18 protein-coding genes are annotated in these 14357 nt (G+C 33.4%); 15 read left to right on the forward strand and 3 right to left on the reverse strand.

Translation table 11 applies throughout. From position 1 onward, the window contains the following. The first annotated feature begins 1 nt into the window (after nucleotide 1). Entirely contained in the window at nucleotides 2-703 is a 702-nt protein-coding gene (locus AC3Y25_RS02450; protein ID WP_489901622.1) for a glycoside hydrolase family 78 protein, read from the forward strand. Nucleotides 704-788: 85 nt separating this feature from the next. Here AC3Y25_RS02450 and AC3Y25_RS02455 read toward each other — a convergent pair whose 3' ends face one another. Both AC3Y25_RS02455 and AC3Y25_RS02460 read right to left on the reverse strand, forming a co-directional pair. Then, nucleotides 789-1646: an MBL fold metallo-hydrolase gene (locus tag AC3Y25_RS02455; RefSeq protein ID WP_489901623.1), complete on the reverse strand. Its 858-nt coding sequence runs from the start codon at nucleotides 1644-1646 to the stop codon at nucleotides 789-791. 78 nt (nucleotides 1647-1724) lie between these two features. Then, nucleotides 1725-2639: a DUF8428 domain-containing protein gene (locus AC3Y25_RS02460; protein WP_489901624.1), complete on the reverse strand. Its 915-nt coding sequence runs from the start codon at nucleotides 2637-2639 to the stop codon at nucleotides 1725-1727. 319 nt (nucleotides 2640-2958) lie between these two features. Here AC3Y25_RS02460 and AC3Y25_RS02465 point away from each other — a divergent pair, with 319 nt between their 5' ends. From AC3Y25_RS02465 to sufD, 8 genes are all read left to right on the forward strand, one after another. Continuing rightward, nucleotides 2959-3288 (forward strand): HesB/IscA family protein, encoded by a 330-nt coding sequence (locus AC3Y25_RS02465; protein ID WP_068841559.1) that lies wholly within the window; start codon nucleotides 2959-2961, stop codon nucleotides 3286-3288. An 86-nt stretch (nucleotides 3289-3374) separates the two neighbouring features. Beyond that, nucleotides 3375-4823: a Fe-S cluster assembly protein SufB gene (gene sufB, locus AC3Y25_RS02470; RefSeq protein WP_250834502.1), complete on the forward strand. Its 1449-nt coding sequence runs from the start codon at nucleotides 3375-3377 to the stop codon at nucleotides 4821-4823. Between the two features lie 16 nt (nucleotides 4824-4839). Next, complete coding sequence (locus tag AC3Y25_RS02475) at nucleotides 4840-5037, forward strand: DUF2683 family protein (protein ID WP_250834503.1); 198 nt, start codon at nucleotides 4840-4842, stop codon at nucleotides 5035-5037. 93 nt (nucleotides 5038-5130) lie between these two features. Then, on the forward strand, nucleotides 5131-5301 hold the full coding sequence (locus AC3Y25_RS02480; RefSeq protein ID WP_489901745.1) for a Txe/YoeB family addiction module toxin: 171 nt from the start codon (nucleotides 5131-5133) through the stop codon (nucleotides 5299-5301). 6 nt (nucleotides 5302-5307) lie between these two features. Beyond that, nucleotides 5308-5796: a flavodoxin family protein gene (locus AC3Y25_RS02485; RefSeq protein WP_427871557.1), complete on the forward strand. Its 489-nt coding sequence runs from the start codon at nucleotides 5308-5310 to the stop codon at nucleotides 5794-5796. An 11-nt stretch (nucleotides 5797-5807) separates the two neighbouring features. After that, on the forward strand, nucleotides 5808-6554 hold the full coding sequence (gene sufC / locus AC3Y25_RS02490; RefSeq protein WP_008466070.1) for a Fe-S cluster assembly ATPase SufC: 747 nt from the start codon (nucleotides 5808-5810) through the stop codon (nucleotides 6552-6554). Between the two features lie 87 nt (nucleotides 6555-6641). Next, on the forward strand, nucleotides 6642-7031 hold the full coding sequence (locus AC3Y25_RS02495) for a four helix bundle protein (RefSeq protein ID WP_229353334.1): 390 nt from the start codon (nucleotides 6642-6644) through the stop codon (nucleotides 7029-7031). A 47-nt stretch (nucleotides 7032-7078) separates the two neighbouring features. Then, nucleotides 7079-8395, forward strand: coding sequence for a Fe-S cluster assembly protein SufD (gene sufD, locus AC3Y25_RS02500; protein ID WP_095929604.1), 1317 nt, complete (start codon nucleotides 7079-7081; stop codon nucleotides 8393-8395). A 99-nt stretch (nucleotides 8396-8494) separates the two neighbouring features. Here sufD and AC3Y25_RS02505 read toward each other — a convergent pair whose 3' ends face one another. Further along, nucleotides 8495-9850, reverse strand: a complete 1356-nt coding sequence (locus tag AC3Y25_RS02505; RefSeq protein ID WP_427871554.1) for a serine hydrolase domain-containing protein — start codon at nucleotides 9848-9850, stop codon at nucleotides 8495-8497. A 219-nt stretch (nucleotides 9851-10069) separates the two neighbouring features. Between AC3Y25_RS02505 and AC3Y25_RS02510 the strand changes: the two genes are divergently transcribed. From AC3Y25_RS02510 to AC3Y25_RS02535, 6 genes are all read left to right on the forward strand, one after another. Further along, nucleotides 10070-11284: an aminotransferase class V-fold PLP-dependent enzyme gene (locus tag AC3Y25_RS02510; RefSeq protein ID WP_489901625.1), complete on the forward strand. Its 1215-nt coding sequence runs from the start codon at nucleotides 10070-10072 to the stop codon at nucleotides 11282-11284. A gap of 11 nt (nucleotides 11285-11295) precedes the next feature. Then, complete coding sequence (locus AC3Y25_RS02515) at nucleotides 11296-11718, forward strand: hypothetical protein (protein WP_489901626.1); 423 nt, start codon at nucleotides 11296-11298, stop codon at nucleotides 11716-11718. Nucleotides 11719-11723: 5 nt separating this feature from the next. Then, a complete protein-coding gene (locus tag AC3Y25_RS02520; RefSeq protein ID WP_489901627.1) occupies nucleotides 11724-12149 on the forward strand; it encodes a SufE family protein in 426 nt (141 codons plus the stop codon). Between the two features lie 167 nt (nucleotides 12150-12316). Further along, nucleotides 12317-12640: an SUF system Fe-S cluster assembly protein gene (locus AC3Y25_RS02525; RefSeq protein WP_017494560.1), complete on the forward strand. Its 324-nt coding sequence runs from the start codon at nucleotides 12317-12319 to the stop codon at nucleotides 12638-12640. An 82-nt stretch (nucleotides 12641-12722) separates the two neighbouring features. Next, nucleotides 12723-13232: a DUF2480 family protein gene (locus tag AC3Y25_RS02530; protein ID WP_489901628.1), complete on the forward strand. Its 510-nt coding sequence runs from the start codon at nucleotides 12723-12725 to the stop codon at nucleotides 13230-13232. Between the two features lie 78 nt (nucleotides 13233-13310). Continuing rightward, nucleotides 13311-14261, forward strand: a complete 951-nt coding sequence (locus AC3Y25_RS02535) for a DUF3078 domain-containing protein (RefSeq protein WP_095929597.1) — start codon at nucleotides 13311-13313, stop codon at nucleotides 14259-14261. Nucleotides 14262-14357 lie beyond the last annotated feature (96 nt).

Here is a 14357-nt window from a genome sequence, read left to right on the forward strand (position 1 = left end):
GATGAAGAATTCTATATACCTTTCAATAATCTGTTTAGTATTTGCTGCTTGCGGAAGCGGAGGCGGAGACGACCCTGTTACTCCACCAGTAGTCAATACGGCTCCAACAGTTCCTGTATTAACACTTCCTGCTGATAATAAATTATGTTTAGACAACAATGTTTCTTTTCAGTGGAACGCTTCAACCGATGAGCAAAAAGACGCGATTGTCTATCAAATTCAAATTGCAAAAGATAATGCATTCAGTCAAATCGTAAGTACACTAGATAATTCGTCTCTTTCTACAAGTGCTTTAGCATTAGAAAAAAACACGGCATATTACTGGAGAGTAAAAGCGACAGATGCCAAAGGATTATCAAGCGCTTATTCGTTAACATTTAAATTTTACACTGCTGGAACAGCTGTTGTGAATCATTTGCCTTTTTCTCCAGAATTGATTGCTCCAGTTTTAAATGGAAACATCGGTACAACATCTGCAAATTTAAGCTGGAATGCTTTCGATGTTGACACTGCAGATGTTTTAACTTATGATGTCTATTTTGGAACTGCAAATCCACCAACTGCAAAAGTAGGTGACAATATAACTTCAAAAGCATTTGAGGTTGCCCTTCAACCAACTACGCAGTATTACTGGAGAGTGGTTGTAAAAGACAATAAAGGCGGTGAATCCGTAGGCCAGGTTTGGAAATTCAAGACCAACTAAACTTCATAATTACAATTAGTTAAAACCAAAAAATCCCATTTTCATTCAGTTGAAAATGGGATTTTTTTATATTGATTATATTCTCTTAAAAAATATCTTCGCAAGTAAAAACATCTTTTAATCGAACACCTTTTTCGGTATGTTCCACAGTTATAATCTGATTGTGCGCATCATGTTCTAAAAATAAATAATGATTGTTATCTGCTGCCAAATTCAAGAATTTCGATTTCTCAGGCATTGTCAGCAAAGGTCTTGTATCGTATCCCATAACATATGGAAGCGGAATATGCCCAGCTGTAGCCAATAAATCGGCACAAAAAACAATCGTTTTATCTTGGTATTTAATGTACGGAATCATTTGTTTTTCAGTATGACCGTCAACATAATAAATATCAAAATCAAGTTCTTTTGAAAAGCCAAAATCAGATTCTGGTTTTTCAATAAAATTCAATTGACCGCTTTCCTGCATTGGCAAAATATTTTCAGACAAGAAAGAGGCTTTTTCTCTAGCGTTGGGTTTTGTTGCCCATTCCCAATGATTTTCGTTGGTCCAGAATTTAGCATTTTTAAAAGCTGGCTCGTAACCCGTTTTATTAGCATTCCATTGTACACTTCCTCCGCAATGATCAAAATGAAGATGCGTCATAAAAACGTCGGTAATGTCATCTCTATTAAAACCATATTTAGCCAGAGATTTATCTAAAGAATGCGATCCCCAAAGTGAATAATACCCGAAGAATTTTTCTGATTGTTTATCGCCCATTCCTGTGTCAATCAAAATAAGACGATTTCCGTCTTCGATCAATAAACAGCGTGCAGCAATATCGATAAGATTATTGGCATCGGCAGGATTTGTTTTATTCCAAATGGTTTTAGGAACAACGCCAAACATTGCGCCTCCATCTAACTTAAAATTTCCAGATTCTATTGGGTAAAGTTTCATGAGAATGATTTTCTAAAAGAACAAAGCTAGAAAATTCAAACTCCTTTTGCTAAAATTTAAAGCTAAAAAACTTTTAGATTATTCTAATGTAATCGAAGTGCTTCCCATTATTTCCTGCTTATCAAAATAATTCACAAAATAAGTCCCTTTCTTAAACCCGTCTGCATTTAAAATTCCATAAGCATTGAGAGATTTACCTTGAAAATCGGTACTAACAATAAAACTATAAACTAGTGCTTTATCATTTCCAAATTCAATCAATTTGTTATCTCCTAAAACCGTATTTTTTTGATCCAAAACTTGAACATAAAAAACTCTTTTTCCTGTCTTTGCAACGGCATTTCCGTTCACGGTAAAACTAATTTTAAGTTTCTTTGCGTTCTTTGCTTTTGTTGTTTCTAGTTCTGCTCCAGAGTTTTTTTCGCGAAGTGCAATTGCTTTAAAATTGCTTAAATAAAGTTTTGAAGCATCTTTTAAAGTCGATTCCAATTTCACTTGTTTAGAAATCAAAGTGTCATTTTCTGCCTTTTGTTTGTACATGACAACATTCTGACTTTCTATTTCGGTCAGTAAATTTTTATTCTGAGATTTTAATTTTTTAATCTCTATGACCTTACTGTCCAATGAAGATTTTAGTCCCGAAAGCTGGTTCCGGTAAATTCTAATTTGATCTGCCGACGGATTTTGCGAAACTTTTATAATTTCCATTAAATTTTCGACATTCTTACGTTCCAATTCCAACTCTTTAGACAGAGCCGTATTTTCCTGAATGACCAGATCGTATGCTGCTTTCAGTGTACTTAATGAATCTAAAATGTTTTCCTGTTCTGTTCTTTCATTATTAAACACTAAAGCTTTATCGCTTTCCGCTTTAACTTCTTCCTTAATTTTATCAGATTCACTGCTAAAAACCAATACTGCAGCACCTAATCCAAAAACAAAAATTACTGCCAATAAGGGCTTTAACCACTTATTTTTGTGTTGTTTTTTCATAATTACTCACAATTTTCTGCAAAAGTACCGAATAAATAATAGCTATAATCAGTAGAAATACTTGTTTTTTAACATTTAGGAGCGATATTTGCAGCACGATTCAAAAAACAATTCCCTTTCGAATTTTGATTTCGATTTTGTCAAAATAAGTATTATCTATTTTCACATTTGTTATAATAATGTGAACCGTTATGGAAAAAGGTTTTTAAGTCGTATCTTTGCAGATAATTTCTATTTAACATTGAAAATTAGCGTTTTAAATCTGTAATAAATTCATTACAGACAAAAAATGTTCATTAAAAACAAACATCTAAGAACAATGATAAAAGTTTCTGATACTGCCAAAAAGAAAATCATCGACCTGATGACGGATGATGGTTTTGACGCCGCAAGCGACTACGTAAGAGTAGGCGTAAAAAGTGGTGGATGCTCTGGTTTGTCTTACGATTTAAAATTTGACAAAACCAAAGGAGATGACGACAAAATATTCGTTGACAACGACATACAAATTGCTGTAGAAAAAAAATCATTCCTTTATTTAGCTGGGACAATTTTAGAATTCTCTGGCGGATTAAACGGAAAAGGATTTGTTTTCAACAATCCGAACGCAAGCAGAACTTGCGGATGCGGAGAATCATTCTCTCTTTAGTCAAAAGCGGAAAGCTGTAAAGTCATTAAAGACTTCAATTGACTTTCGAACTTTAGACTTTAAAACATTAGACAATAACAAAAATAATGAGCAAATACACCGAAGACGATTTAAAGATCGAACTGGAAACTAAAGAATACGAGTACGGATTTTATACCAATATAGAATCTGAGACTTTCCCTATTGGCTTAAACGAAGAAATTGTAAGAGCTATTTCTCTTAAAAAAGAAGAACCTGAATGGATGACCGAATGGCGCATCGAGGCTTTCCGTGCTTGGAAAGAAATGATCGAGCCAGAATGGGCAAACGTACGTTACGAAAAACCAGACTTTCAGGCCATTTCATATTATTCAGCTCCAAAACAAGTAGATCCTAACAAAACTTTGGACGATGTTGATCCAGAATTATTAGAGATGTACAAAAAATTGGGAATTTCTGTTGATGAACAAAAAATGATGAACAATGTCGCTATGGATATTGTTGTCGATTCTGTTTCTGTAGCAACAACTTTCAAGAAAACATTGGCCGAAAAAGGAATTATTTTCTGTCCGATTTCTGAAGCTATTAAAGAACATCCTGAATTAGTGAAAAAATATTTAGGAACTGTTGTACCTCAAAAAGACAACTTCTACGCAGCATTAAACTCAGCTGTTTTCTCTGACGGAAGTTTCTGTTATATTCCAAAAGGCGTAAAATGTCCAATGGAACTTTCAACTTATTTCAGAATCAACCAAGCAGGAACTGGACAATTCGAAAGAACTCTAGTTATTGCCGATGAAGGAAGTTATGTTTCTTACCTTGAAGGATGTACCGCTCCAAGCCGTGATGAAAATCAATTACACGCTGCTGTTGTTGAATTAATCGCTTTGGATGATGCTGAAATTAAATATTCTACTGTTCAAAACTGGTTCCCTGGAAACAAAGAAGGAAAAGGTGGAGTTTACAACTTCGTGACTAAAAGAGGTTTATGCGAAACAAACGCTAAAATTTCTTGGACACAGGTTGAAACTGGTTCTGCTGTAACTTGGAAATATCCTTCTTGTGTATTAAAAGGAGATAATTCGGTAGGAGAATTTTATTCGATCGCCGTTACCAATAATTACCAACAAGCTGATACTGGAACAAAAATGATCCATTTAGGAAAAAACACTAAATCGACTATTATTTCTAAAGGTATCTCGGCTGGAAAATCACAAAATAGCTACCGTGGTTTAGTGCAAATCTCTCCAAGAGCAGAGAACGCAAGAAACTTTTCTCAATGTGACTCATTGTTAATGGGTAACAATTGCGGTGCACATACTTTCCCTTATATCGAAAGTAAAAATCCATCAGCAAAAATCGAGCACGAAGCAACTACAAGTAAAATTGGAGAAGACCAGGTATTTTACTGTAACCAAAGAGGTATTCCAACTGAAAAAGCCATTGCATTAATTGTAAACGGTTTCAGTAAAGATGTCTTGAACAAACTTCCAATGGAATTTGCCGTTGAAGCTCAAAAATTATTAGAGATTTCTTTAGAAGGATCTGTAGGATAATCAAAAGCAAGTAATTATGGACATCATCTTAAAAAATGTAAAGAAAAAAGATTTTCCAGTTTTTCAATCACTGGCAAAATCTCTTGGTTTTGAAATTGTTGAAGATAATGAAAAGCCATATAATCCAGAATTTGTAAAAGAGATTATTGACGCTGAAAAAAGTATTGAAGAAGGAAAAGGAATTAAAATAAAAGTTGAGGATTTGTGGAAGTAATTTATTCTGAAAAGGCACAAAAAGACATTCTTTTTTGGAAGAAGCCCGGAAACAAATCAATAATGAATAAAAATCACAAGTTTAATTGAAGATATTTTACTTCATCCTTATGAAGGGCTTGGAAAACCAGAACAATTAAAATATGAATTATCTGGAAGATGGTCTAGAAGAATTGATAAAGAGCATAGAATTATTTACAGAATAACCGAAGAAAACAATATAGAAATACTAAATATTCTTTCACTGAAAGGACATTACGAATAAGTATTAATGGAAAACAAAAACGTCATCATTTTAGGTTCTTCTAGAAAAAACGGAAACACAACAAAAATTGTGGATGAACTTTCGAAAGAACATAACATTGATGTAGTTAATTTGAGTGATTATAATATTTCATATTACGATTACGAAAGCAAAAACATAGACGATGATTTTTTGCCTTTAATTAGAGGAATTATCGAAAAATACGACACCTTAATTTTTGCAACGCCCATTTATTGGTACAATATGAGCGGAATTATGAAGGTCTTTTTCGACAGGATTTCAGATTTAATCCGAATTGAGAAAGAAACCGGAAGAAAACTTAGAGGGAAGAAAATCGGAGTGATATCCAATTCTCACGATGATGAAACTGACGAAAGTTTTTACATTCCATTTCAAAAATCTGCCGATTATTTAGGCATGGAATATTTAGGACATGCGCATTTTAATGCAAACATCCTAAACCAACAAACAAAAATAGAATTGACATTTATATAAAATAAAAAACAATGTTATCAATAAAAAACCTTCACGCCGCAATTGGTGATAAAGAAATTCTTAAAGGAATTAATATAGAAGTTAAAGCTGGAGAAGTTCACGCGATAATGGGACCAAACGGTTCTGGAAAAAGTACACTTTCTGCTGTTATTGCAGGAAACGAAAATTATGAAGTTACAGATGGAGAGGTTATCCTTGACGGAGAAGATCTTGCTGATTTAGCTCCTGAAGAGAGAGCACATAAAGGTGTTTTCCTTTCTTTTCAATATCCTGTAGAAATTCCTGGGGTTAGTGTAACTAACTTCATGAAAACTGCCATCAACGAAACTCGTAAAGCAAACGGACAGGAAGAAATGCCTGCAAACGAAATGCTAAAAGTAATTCGTGAAAAATCTGAATTATTAGAAATCGACCGTAAATTTCTTTCTCGTTCTCTTAACGAAGGTTTTTCTGGAGGAGAGAAAAAAAGAAACGAAATTTTCCAAATGGCAATGTTAGAGCCAAAATTAGCTATCCTTGACGAAACCGATTCTGGTCTTGATATCGACGCTTTAAGAATTGTGGCTAATGGTGTAAACAAATTAAAAAGCGACAAAAACGCTATTATTGTTATCACACACTACCAACGTTTGTTAGATTATATCGTTCCTGATTTCGTTCACGTTCTTTACAACGGAAGAATTGTAAAATCTGGCGGAAAAGAATTGGCTTATGAGCTTGAGGAAAAAGGATACGATTGGATTAAAGCAGAAAATTAAATTTTTGTTTCAAGTTTCATGTTTTTTTTAGTTTCAAGTTGAATTACGTTTTGTAAGTTTAAACTTAAATTATTTAAAACAGAAATTATGGCAACAATTACTCGATTTGAAGATTTAGAAATCTGGAAAGAGGCTCGACGATTAGCAAAAGAAATTCATCTCATTGCCGTTCAAACAGAGTTAAGATCCGATCTCAGGTTTAAAAATCAAATAAAAGATTCTTCGGGTTCAGTAATGGATAACATTGCTGAAGGATTTGAAAGAGATGGAAATTTAGAATTTCGACAGTTTTTATCAATTGCAAAAGGTTCTGCCGGAGAAACAAGATCTCAATTGTATCGCGTTTTTGATTTTGAATATATTTCAGAAGAAAAATTCGAAGCTTTAAAAAAAGATTATGAAAATTTAAGCGGTAAAATAAAAAACTTTATCACTTACCTAAATAAAAAAGATTTCAAGGGGAATAAGTTTCAATAGGCAACATGAAACTTGAAACCTGAAACACCGAAGGAAACAAAAGAACAATGGATTTAAAAGAAAAATTAGTATCGTCTTTTATGGCTTTTGAAGAGCGTGTCGATGTACATTCAGATTTACACGACATACGCACAAATGCTTTAAAAAACTTCGAAAATAAAGGTTTCCCAACCAAAAAAGAAGAAGCTTGGAAATATACATCGCTAAATGCCATCTTAAAAAATGACTTTACGGTTTTTCCAAAGCAAGAAAATGCAATCGAATTCAATCAAGTAAAAAAATACTTTTTACACGAAATTGATACTTACAAATTAGTATTTATCGATGGAGTTTTCAGTTCGCATCTGTCTTCTACAACGCATGACGGAATTGATGTTTGCTTAATGTCATCAGCATTGACCAAACCAAAATATAAAATGGTTATTGATACGTATTTCAACCAAATTGCGAGTAAAGATGATAGTTTAACTTCATTGAATACTGCATTTGCTATTGAAGGTGCATTTATCAATATTCCGAAGAAAAAAGTAGCCGATAAACCAATTGAGATTATGTATTTCTCAACTGGAAACGAAGCCGCTTTAATGGTTCAGCCAAGAAATTTGGTTATTGTGGGCGAAAATTCACATGTTCAGATTATTGAGCGTCACCAAAGTTTGAACGAAAATCCAGTTTTAACAAACTCTGTTACGGAGATTTTTGCTCAAAAACGTGCAATTGTTGATTATTACAAAATTCAAAACGACAACAGCGAAGCGAATTTAATTGACAATACTTATGTTTCACAACAGCAAGAAAGTCATGCTTATGTACACACTTTCTCATTTGGTGGAAATCTAACTCGTAACAACTTAAACTTTTATCACTTTGGTGAAAGATTGACAAGTACGTTAAACGGAATTTCAATCTTAAATGACAAACAACACGTTGATCATTATACTTTGGTAAACCACGCGCAGCCAAACTGCGAAAGTTTCCAAGATTATAAAGGAATTTTCTCTGATCGTTCGACTGGAGTTTTCAACGGAAAAGTTTTGGTAGAAAAAGAAGCTCAAAAAACAAATGCTTTCCAAAAAAGCAACAATATTTTATTGAGTGATAAAGCTACTATCAACGCAAAACCGCAATTAGAGATTTTCGCAGATGATGTAAAATGTTCTCACGGATGTACTGTTGGACAGCTTGATGAAACAGCAATGTTCTACATGCAATCACGTGGAATTCCGAAAAAAGAAGCTAAAGCTTTATTGATGTACGCATTCTCAAATGCCGTTATCGAAAGCATTAAAATACCAGAATTAAAACAAAGAATTACTAAAATCATTGCCATGAAATTAGGCGTGAATTTAGGATTTGATTTGTAGTCGGGTTTTACCGCAAAGACACAAAGGTTACGCAAAGTTCGCAAAGGTTTATTACAAAACTTTGCGAACTTTGCGCTTTTACCCTTGCGCTCTTTGCGGTTAAATCTTATTTTTTACTGAAGAAATTATATCTTTCAAAAACCCATTAAAGTCAAAACTTTTATCACCTTCTCTTACTCCCATTCTCACAATTACCATATCCAAAGACGGAATAATCGCTACCATTTGCCCTTGATATCCGCTACAATAAAACATATCACGAGGAACATCTGGGAATTTCCCTCCAGCGTTTAACCAAAATTGTGCTCCGTATTTTCCTTCTGAAGTATTGGTTGGAGTTGCAGTATATTTTACCCAGCTTTCGTCTAAAATTTGTTCACCGTTCCAGTTTCCTTTGTGAAGATATAATAATCCAAATTTTGACCAATCTCTTGGCGTTGCCCATCCGTAAGATGAACCTACGAAAGTTCCTGACATATCTTGTTCGACAATCATCGAGTTCATTCCGATTTTATCAATTACGGCGCTGTACCAAAAATCAAGATATTCTTGCTGTGTTTTAAATTGTCTTCTTAAAATCAGAGATAATAAATTGGTTGTTCCAGACGAATAATTCCAATGTGTATTGGGTTTAAATTGTGCTGGTTTATCCAATTGTACTTTTCCCATATCTTCGGCCTGAAAAAGCATTTTTGTAGCATCACAGATTGTACTGTAATTTTCTTCCCATTCTAAACCAGAATTCATGTGAAGCAAATCATTAAGTGTGATGTTTTTACGCTCATCATTTTTCCATTCTGTAACTGGAGCAGGTTTGTAAATATCTATTTTTCCTTGTTTAGCCAAAACGCCAAAAGCCGAACTTGTAATGCTTTTTGTCATTGACCAGCCTAAAATTTTACTGTCTTTATTAAAACCTGTATCGTATTTTTCGGCAATCAACTTATCTTTATACAAAACCACAACAGCGCGAGTTCTTTTGATTTTTCCACCTGTTTTGTCAAAAGCATTATCGACAGCTTTTTTCAATTTCGAATAATCTACATCAGAAAATGCAGTGTCTTTTGGCTCATTATTTCCGTATGGAAAAGGAAGATTGTTTTCTAATTTCGTTCTCTTTGGAAGTAGATATGGTTTTGAAACATCAAAATTATCATTAATCAAAACTGCACCTAAGCCTTCACGATAAATTGCTTTTCTTTCCTTTAAACCATAAACATTTGAAGTAGCAAATTTCCCAGCTTCATCAATTGAATTTTTCGCCAAATCAATCATATCGATATCATTGTCGGTTTTTTCAATTAAATCCAACGGACGATTATCTATAAAATGTCCAGATGCGACACTTTTGGCCGAGAAGCCTGAAATCAAATCAAGCTTTGGATAAGTTGTAAATCCGAAATACAAAAAAGCAAGAACCACTGCAAGCAAAAGTACTTTGAGAAATTTTTTCATGATGATTAGATATTTTTACTGCAATATAAATAATTTATGTTCAAGATTTTAAGCATCAAATTAGAAAACCGTTTCAGATAATTCAGAAAACTGATTTGATTTTTACGGAATCAGCATTTACGCCCTAAATCAATGGTACCATAAAAGGAAATTATAGAATTACTGTATAAACAAATTTAGTTTTAGTACTTTTGTAAATAGATTTTTTCTAAATAAGACATGCTAGATATTCAAAAAATAAGAGCTGATTTCCCGATACTTTCTCAAACTGTAAACGGAAAGCCATTAGTATATTTCGACAACGGAGCTACTTCGCAAAAACCACAAGTTGTAATTGATGCAGAAGTAAAATATTATCAAGAAATCAATGCCAATATTCACCGTGGCGTTCACACTTTGAGCCAGTTAGCAACTGATGCTTACGAGGTTGCTCGCGGAAAAGTAAAAGACCATATCAACGCAAAACATGCTCATGAAGTTCTTTTTACTTCGGGAACAACACACGGAATTAATTTGGTTTCAAATGGTTTTGCTTCCATTTTAAAACCTGGTGACGAAGTTATAGTTTCTTCATTAGAACATCACAGTAATATTGTGCCTTGGCAAATGTTATGCGAGAAAACTGGAGCAATTTTAAAAGTTATCCCAATCAATGACAATGGAGAATTAATCATTGAGGAATTTGACAAATTGCTTTCAGACAAAACAAAAATTGTTACCGTAAATCATATTTCAAATGCATTGGGTGTAATTAATCCAATCAAATACATTATTGACAAAGCACATTCTGTAGGTGCAGCAGTTTTAATTGATGGCGCGCAAGCTGTTCCGCATTTAAAACCTAATGTTCAAGAATTAGATTGTGATTTTTATGCTTTTTCTGGTCATAAAATGTGCGGACCAACAGGAACAGGAATTCTTTACGGAAAAGAAGAATGGCTTAACAAACTTCCTCCTTACCAAGGCGGTGGTGAAATGATCAAAGAAGTTACTTTCGAGAAAACAACCTACGCTGATCTTCCTCATAAATTTGAGGCAGGAACGCCAAATATTGCTGGCGGAATTGTTTTAGGAACTGCAATTGATTATTTAAACGAGATCGGTTTTGATAAAATTCATGAATATGAAAATGAATTATTAGAACATGCTACAAAACGTCTTAACGAAATTGAAGGTATCCGAATTTATGGAAACACTAAAAATAAAGCTTCTGTAGTTTCATTTAACATTGATGGAATTCACCCGTATGATGTTGGTTCTATTATAGATAAATTAGGAATTGCCGTTAGAACAGGACATCATTGTGCGCAACCGATCATGAATTTCTTCTGTATTCCAGGAACAATTCGTGCTTCTTTCTCTTTTTACAACACAAAAGAAGAAATTGACGCAATGGTTGATGCTGTGAAAAAAGCACAAACCATGTTAAGCTAAAAAAGAAACATATGAGAATATTATCACTATTGCTTTTAACTCTTTTTATTGCAACTGGATGTTGCAGTCAAAAAAAGACCGATATGAAATCGACACAAATTGAATACTCCGCTCATTCTAGAGGTTATTTTAAAGTGATAACGGTACAAGACAAAACTGTTTCGGTTATTAAGGAACGTAATGCTGAAGCCGTTAGCAGTAATATTGATGATGCAAAATGGAATAAAATTGTTGATGCTTTTTCAAAAGTAAATTTAGAAGGACTTTCTACTTTAAAAGCACCAACAGACAAACGCACTTATGACGGTGCTGCAATAGGAAATTTAAAAATAGTAAAAGACGGAAAAACGTATGAAACTCCAGGTTTCGATAATGGTTTTCCTCCAAAAGAAATTGAAAAACTAGTTAATTTATTAGTTGACTTTTCTAAATAATAATTATGACAATAAAAGAAATACAAGACGAAATAATAGATGAGTTTTCAATGTTTGATGATTGGATGCAGCGTTATGAATACATCATCGAACTAGGAAAAAGTCTTCCTTTAATAAAAGAAGAATACAAAACCGACGATAATTTAATTAAAGGCTGCCAGTCAAAAGTTTGGTTGCAAGGTGAACAAAACAATGATAAGATTGTCTTTACAGCAGATAGCGATGCTATTTTGACAAAAGGAATAATCGCAATTTTAATTCGTGCTTTTTCCAATCAAAAACCAAAAGATATCCTAGAAGCCGATACGGATTTTATCGACGAAATTGGACTAAAAGAACATTTATCTGCAACTCGTGCCAACGGTTTGGTTTCGATGATAAAAAACATCAAAATGTACGCTTTGGCTTTTGATGCAAAAAACAAAAATTAAATTTTAATTAAACCATTAAGAAATTAAGCTTCGTAAAGATGATATGCTTAATTTCCTTAATAGGAAAAAGTAAATTAAGCTTGCTATTTTGACACAAAGCAAAACTTAATTTTCTTAATGTCTTAATGGTAAAAACATAAAACACTTAGTGTTCAAAAACAAAAACAATGGAACAAGAAATAGACACAAACGAATTAGGAGAATCAATTGTAAAAGTTTTAAAAGGCATTTACGATCCTGAGATTCCTGTAGATATTTACGAATTAGGATTAATTTACGATGTAATGGTAAATACAGATTACGAAGTAAAAATCCTTATGACACTTACTTCTCCAAACTGCCCAGTTGCCGAAAGTTTACCAAGGGAAGTAGAAGAAAAAGTGAAAACAATCGAAAACATTAAAGATGTTGACGTTGAAATTACTTTTGATCCGCCTTGGAGCAAAGATTTAATGAGCGAAGAAGCGAAATTAGAATTAGGAATGCTTTAATATTTGTTTCAGGTTTAAAGTTTCACGTTTCAGGTTACACAACTTGAAACGTGAAACCTCAAACTTGAAACTAACTTTTCATATGGAAGAAATTATCAATAAAGTTGCCAATAGTGCTTTAGAAGTTTTTGATTTGGAGGATTATTATCCAAAAGGAATGCGTGTGCAGATTGACATTTCGCAATGGCTTTTGGAAGGATTTTTATTGAAAGAAAAAGACTTTAGAGAACACCTTAAAAACCACGATTGGTCACAATATCAAGATCAATATGTGGCTGTACATTGCAGTACAGATGCTATAATTCCTGCTTGGGCATTAATTTTAGTAAGTGTTCATTTAGCACCTTTCGCAAAAAAAGTCGTTAACGGAACAATTGAAGATCTTGACGCTAGTCTTTACGAAGAAATTCTATCTAAAATTGATTACTCTACATACAAAGGCAAACCTGTAATTGTAAAAGGTTGCTCTAGAAAACCCGTTCCTATGAGGGCTTACATTTTGGCAACAACTTATCTGCAGCCATTTGCCAGAAGCATTATGTACGGCGAAGCATGCTCTGCAGTGCCTTTATACAAAGAATCTAAGAAATAACCTGCAATAACAGGATAACATCTCTTAACTTTCCATTGGTTTTTAGTATATTTGATAATACACTCTAAACTAAAAACCATGAGAAAGATTCTATCATTGCTCTTCGTTTTAGCAAATCTTACTTTTGTTCAAGCCCAAAACACCGAAAAAGAACTAGCACAAAACACTGAAAAAGCCGTAAAAAAAATCAATGATACAATTGAAAAAGAAGGCTGGAAAGCAAAAGGAACCGTATCTCTTTTATTAAATCAGTCCAGCTTCAATAACTGGATTGCGGGAGGTGAAGACAGCTTTTCGGGAACACTCGGAATCAATTACGACTTCAATTACAAAAAAGAAGATGTAACCTGGGATAACAAAATACTAGCTTCATACGGTCTTTTACAAACTAAAAATACTGATTTCGGAAAAAAAACGGATGACCGTTTAGAATTTAACTCCATTCTTGGTAAAAGAGCCTTTGGTGAATGGTATTACTCTTATTTCTTAAACTTCAGAACTCAATTTACTACAGGTTATATTTATGGGCAGGATGCCAACGGTAAAGAAATCAGAACTGAACAGACGAAGTTTATGTCGCCAGGATATCTTACCACTGGACCCGGTATTTATTGGTCTAAAGATGAAAATCTTAAAATTAACTTTGCACCACTGACTTCAAAATTCACTTTTGTAGACAACGCTTATACAAGCGGAATTGATAGATTTACTGGTCTGCCTTATGTAGATGGAGATTATTTTGGTGTTGATGAAGGCAAAACCATGCGCTATGAACTGGGTTTTTATGCATCAGTTTATTACAAATTAGCCATTATGACGAATGTAACGGCAGAAAACGCACTTAATTTATATTCTAATTATCTAGAAGATCCTCAAAATGTAGATATCAATTATTCTTTGAATATCATTATGAAAATTAACAAATTCTTATCTGCAAATTTTGCTTTTCAAGCAATATATGATGACAATGCCTTCAGAGGACTTCAAACCAGACAAGTATTTGGTTTAGGCGTTAATTTTGGATTTTAGTCTAAAAATTGAAACCGCTAATAATTAACCGCAAAGAACGCTAAGATTTTCATAAGTTACATTTATATAAAAAACAAAGTTCGCAAAGCTATATGT

It is taken from the genome of Flavobacterium sp. LK-23 (assembly GCF_058135255.1).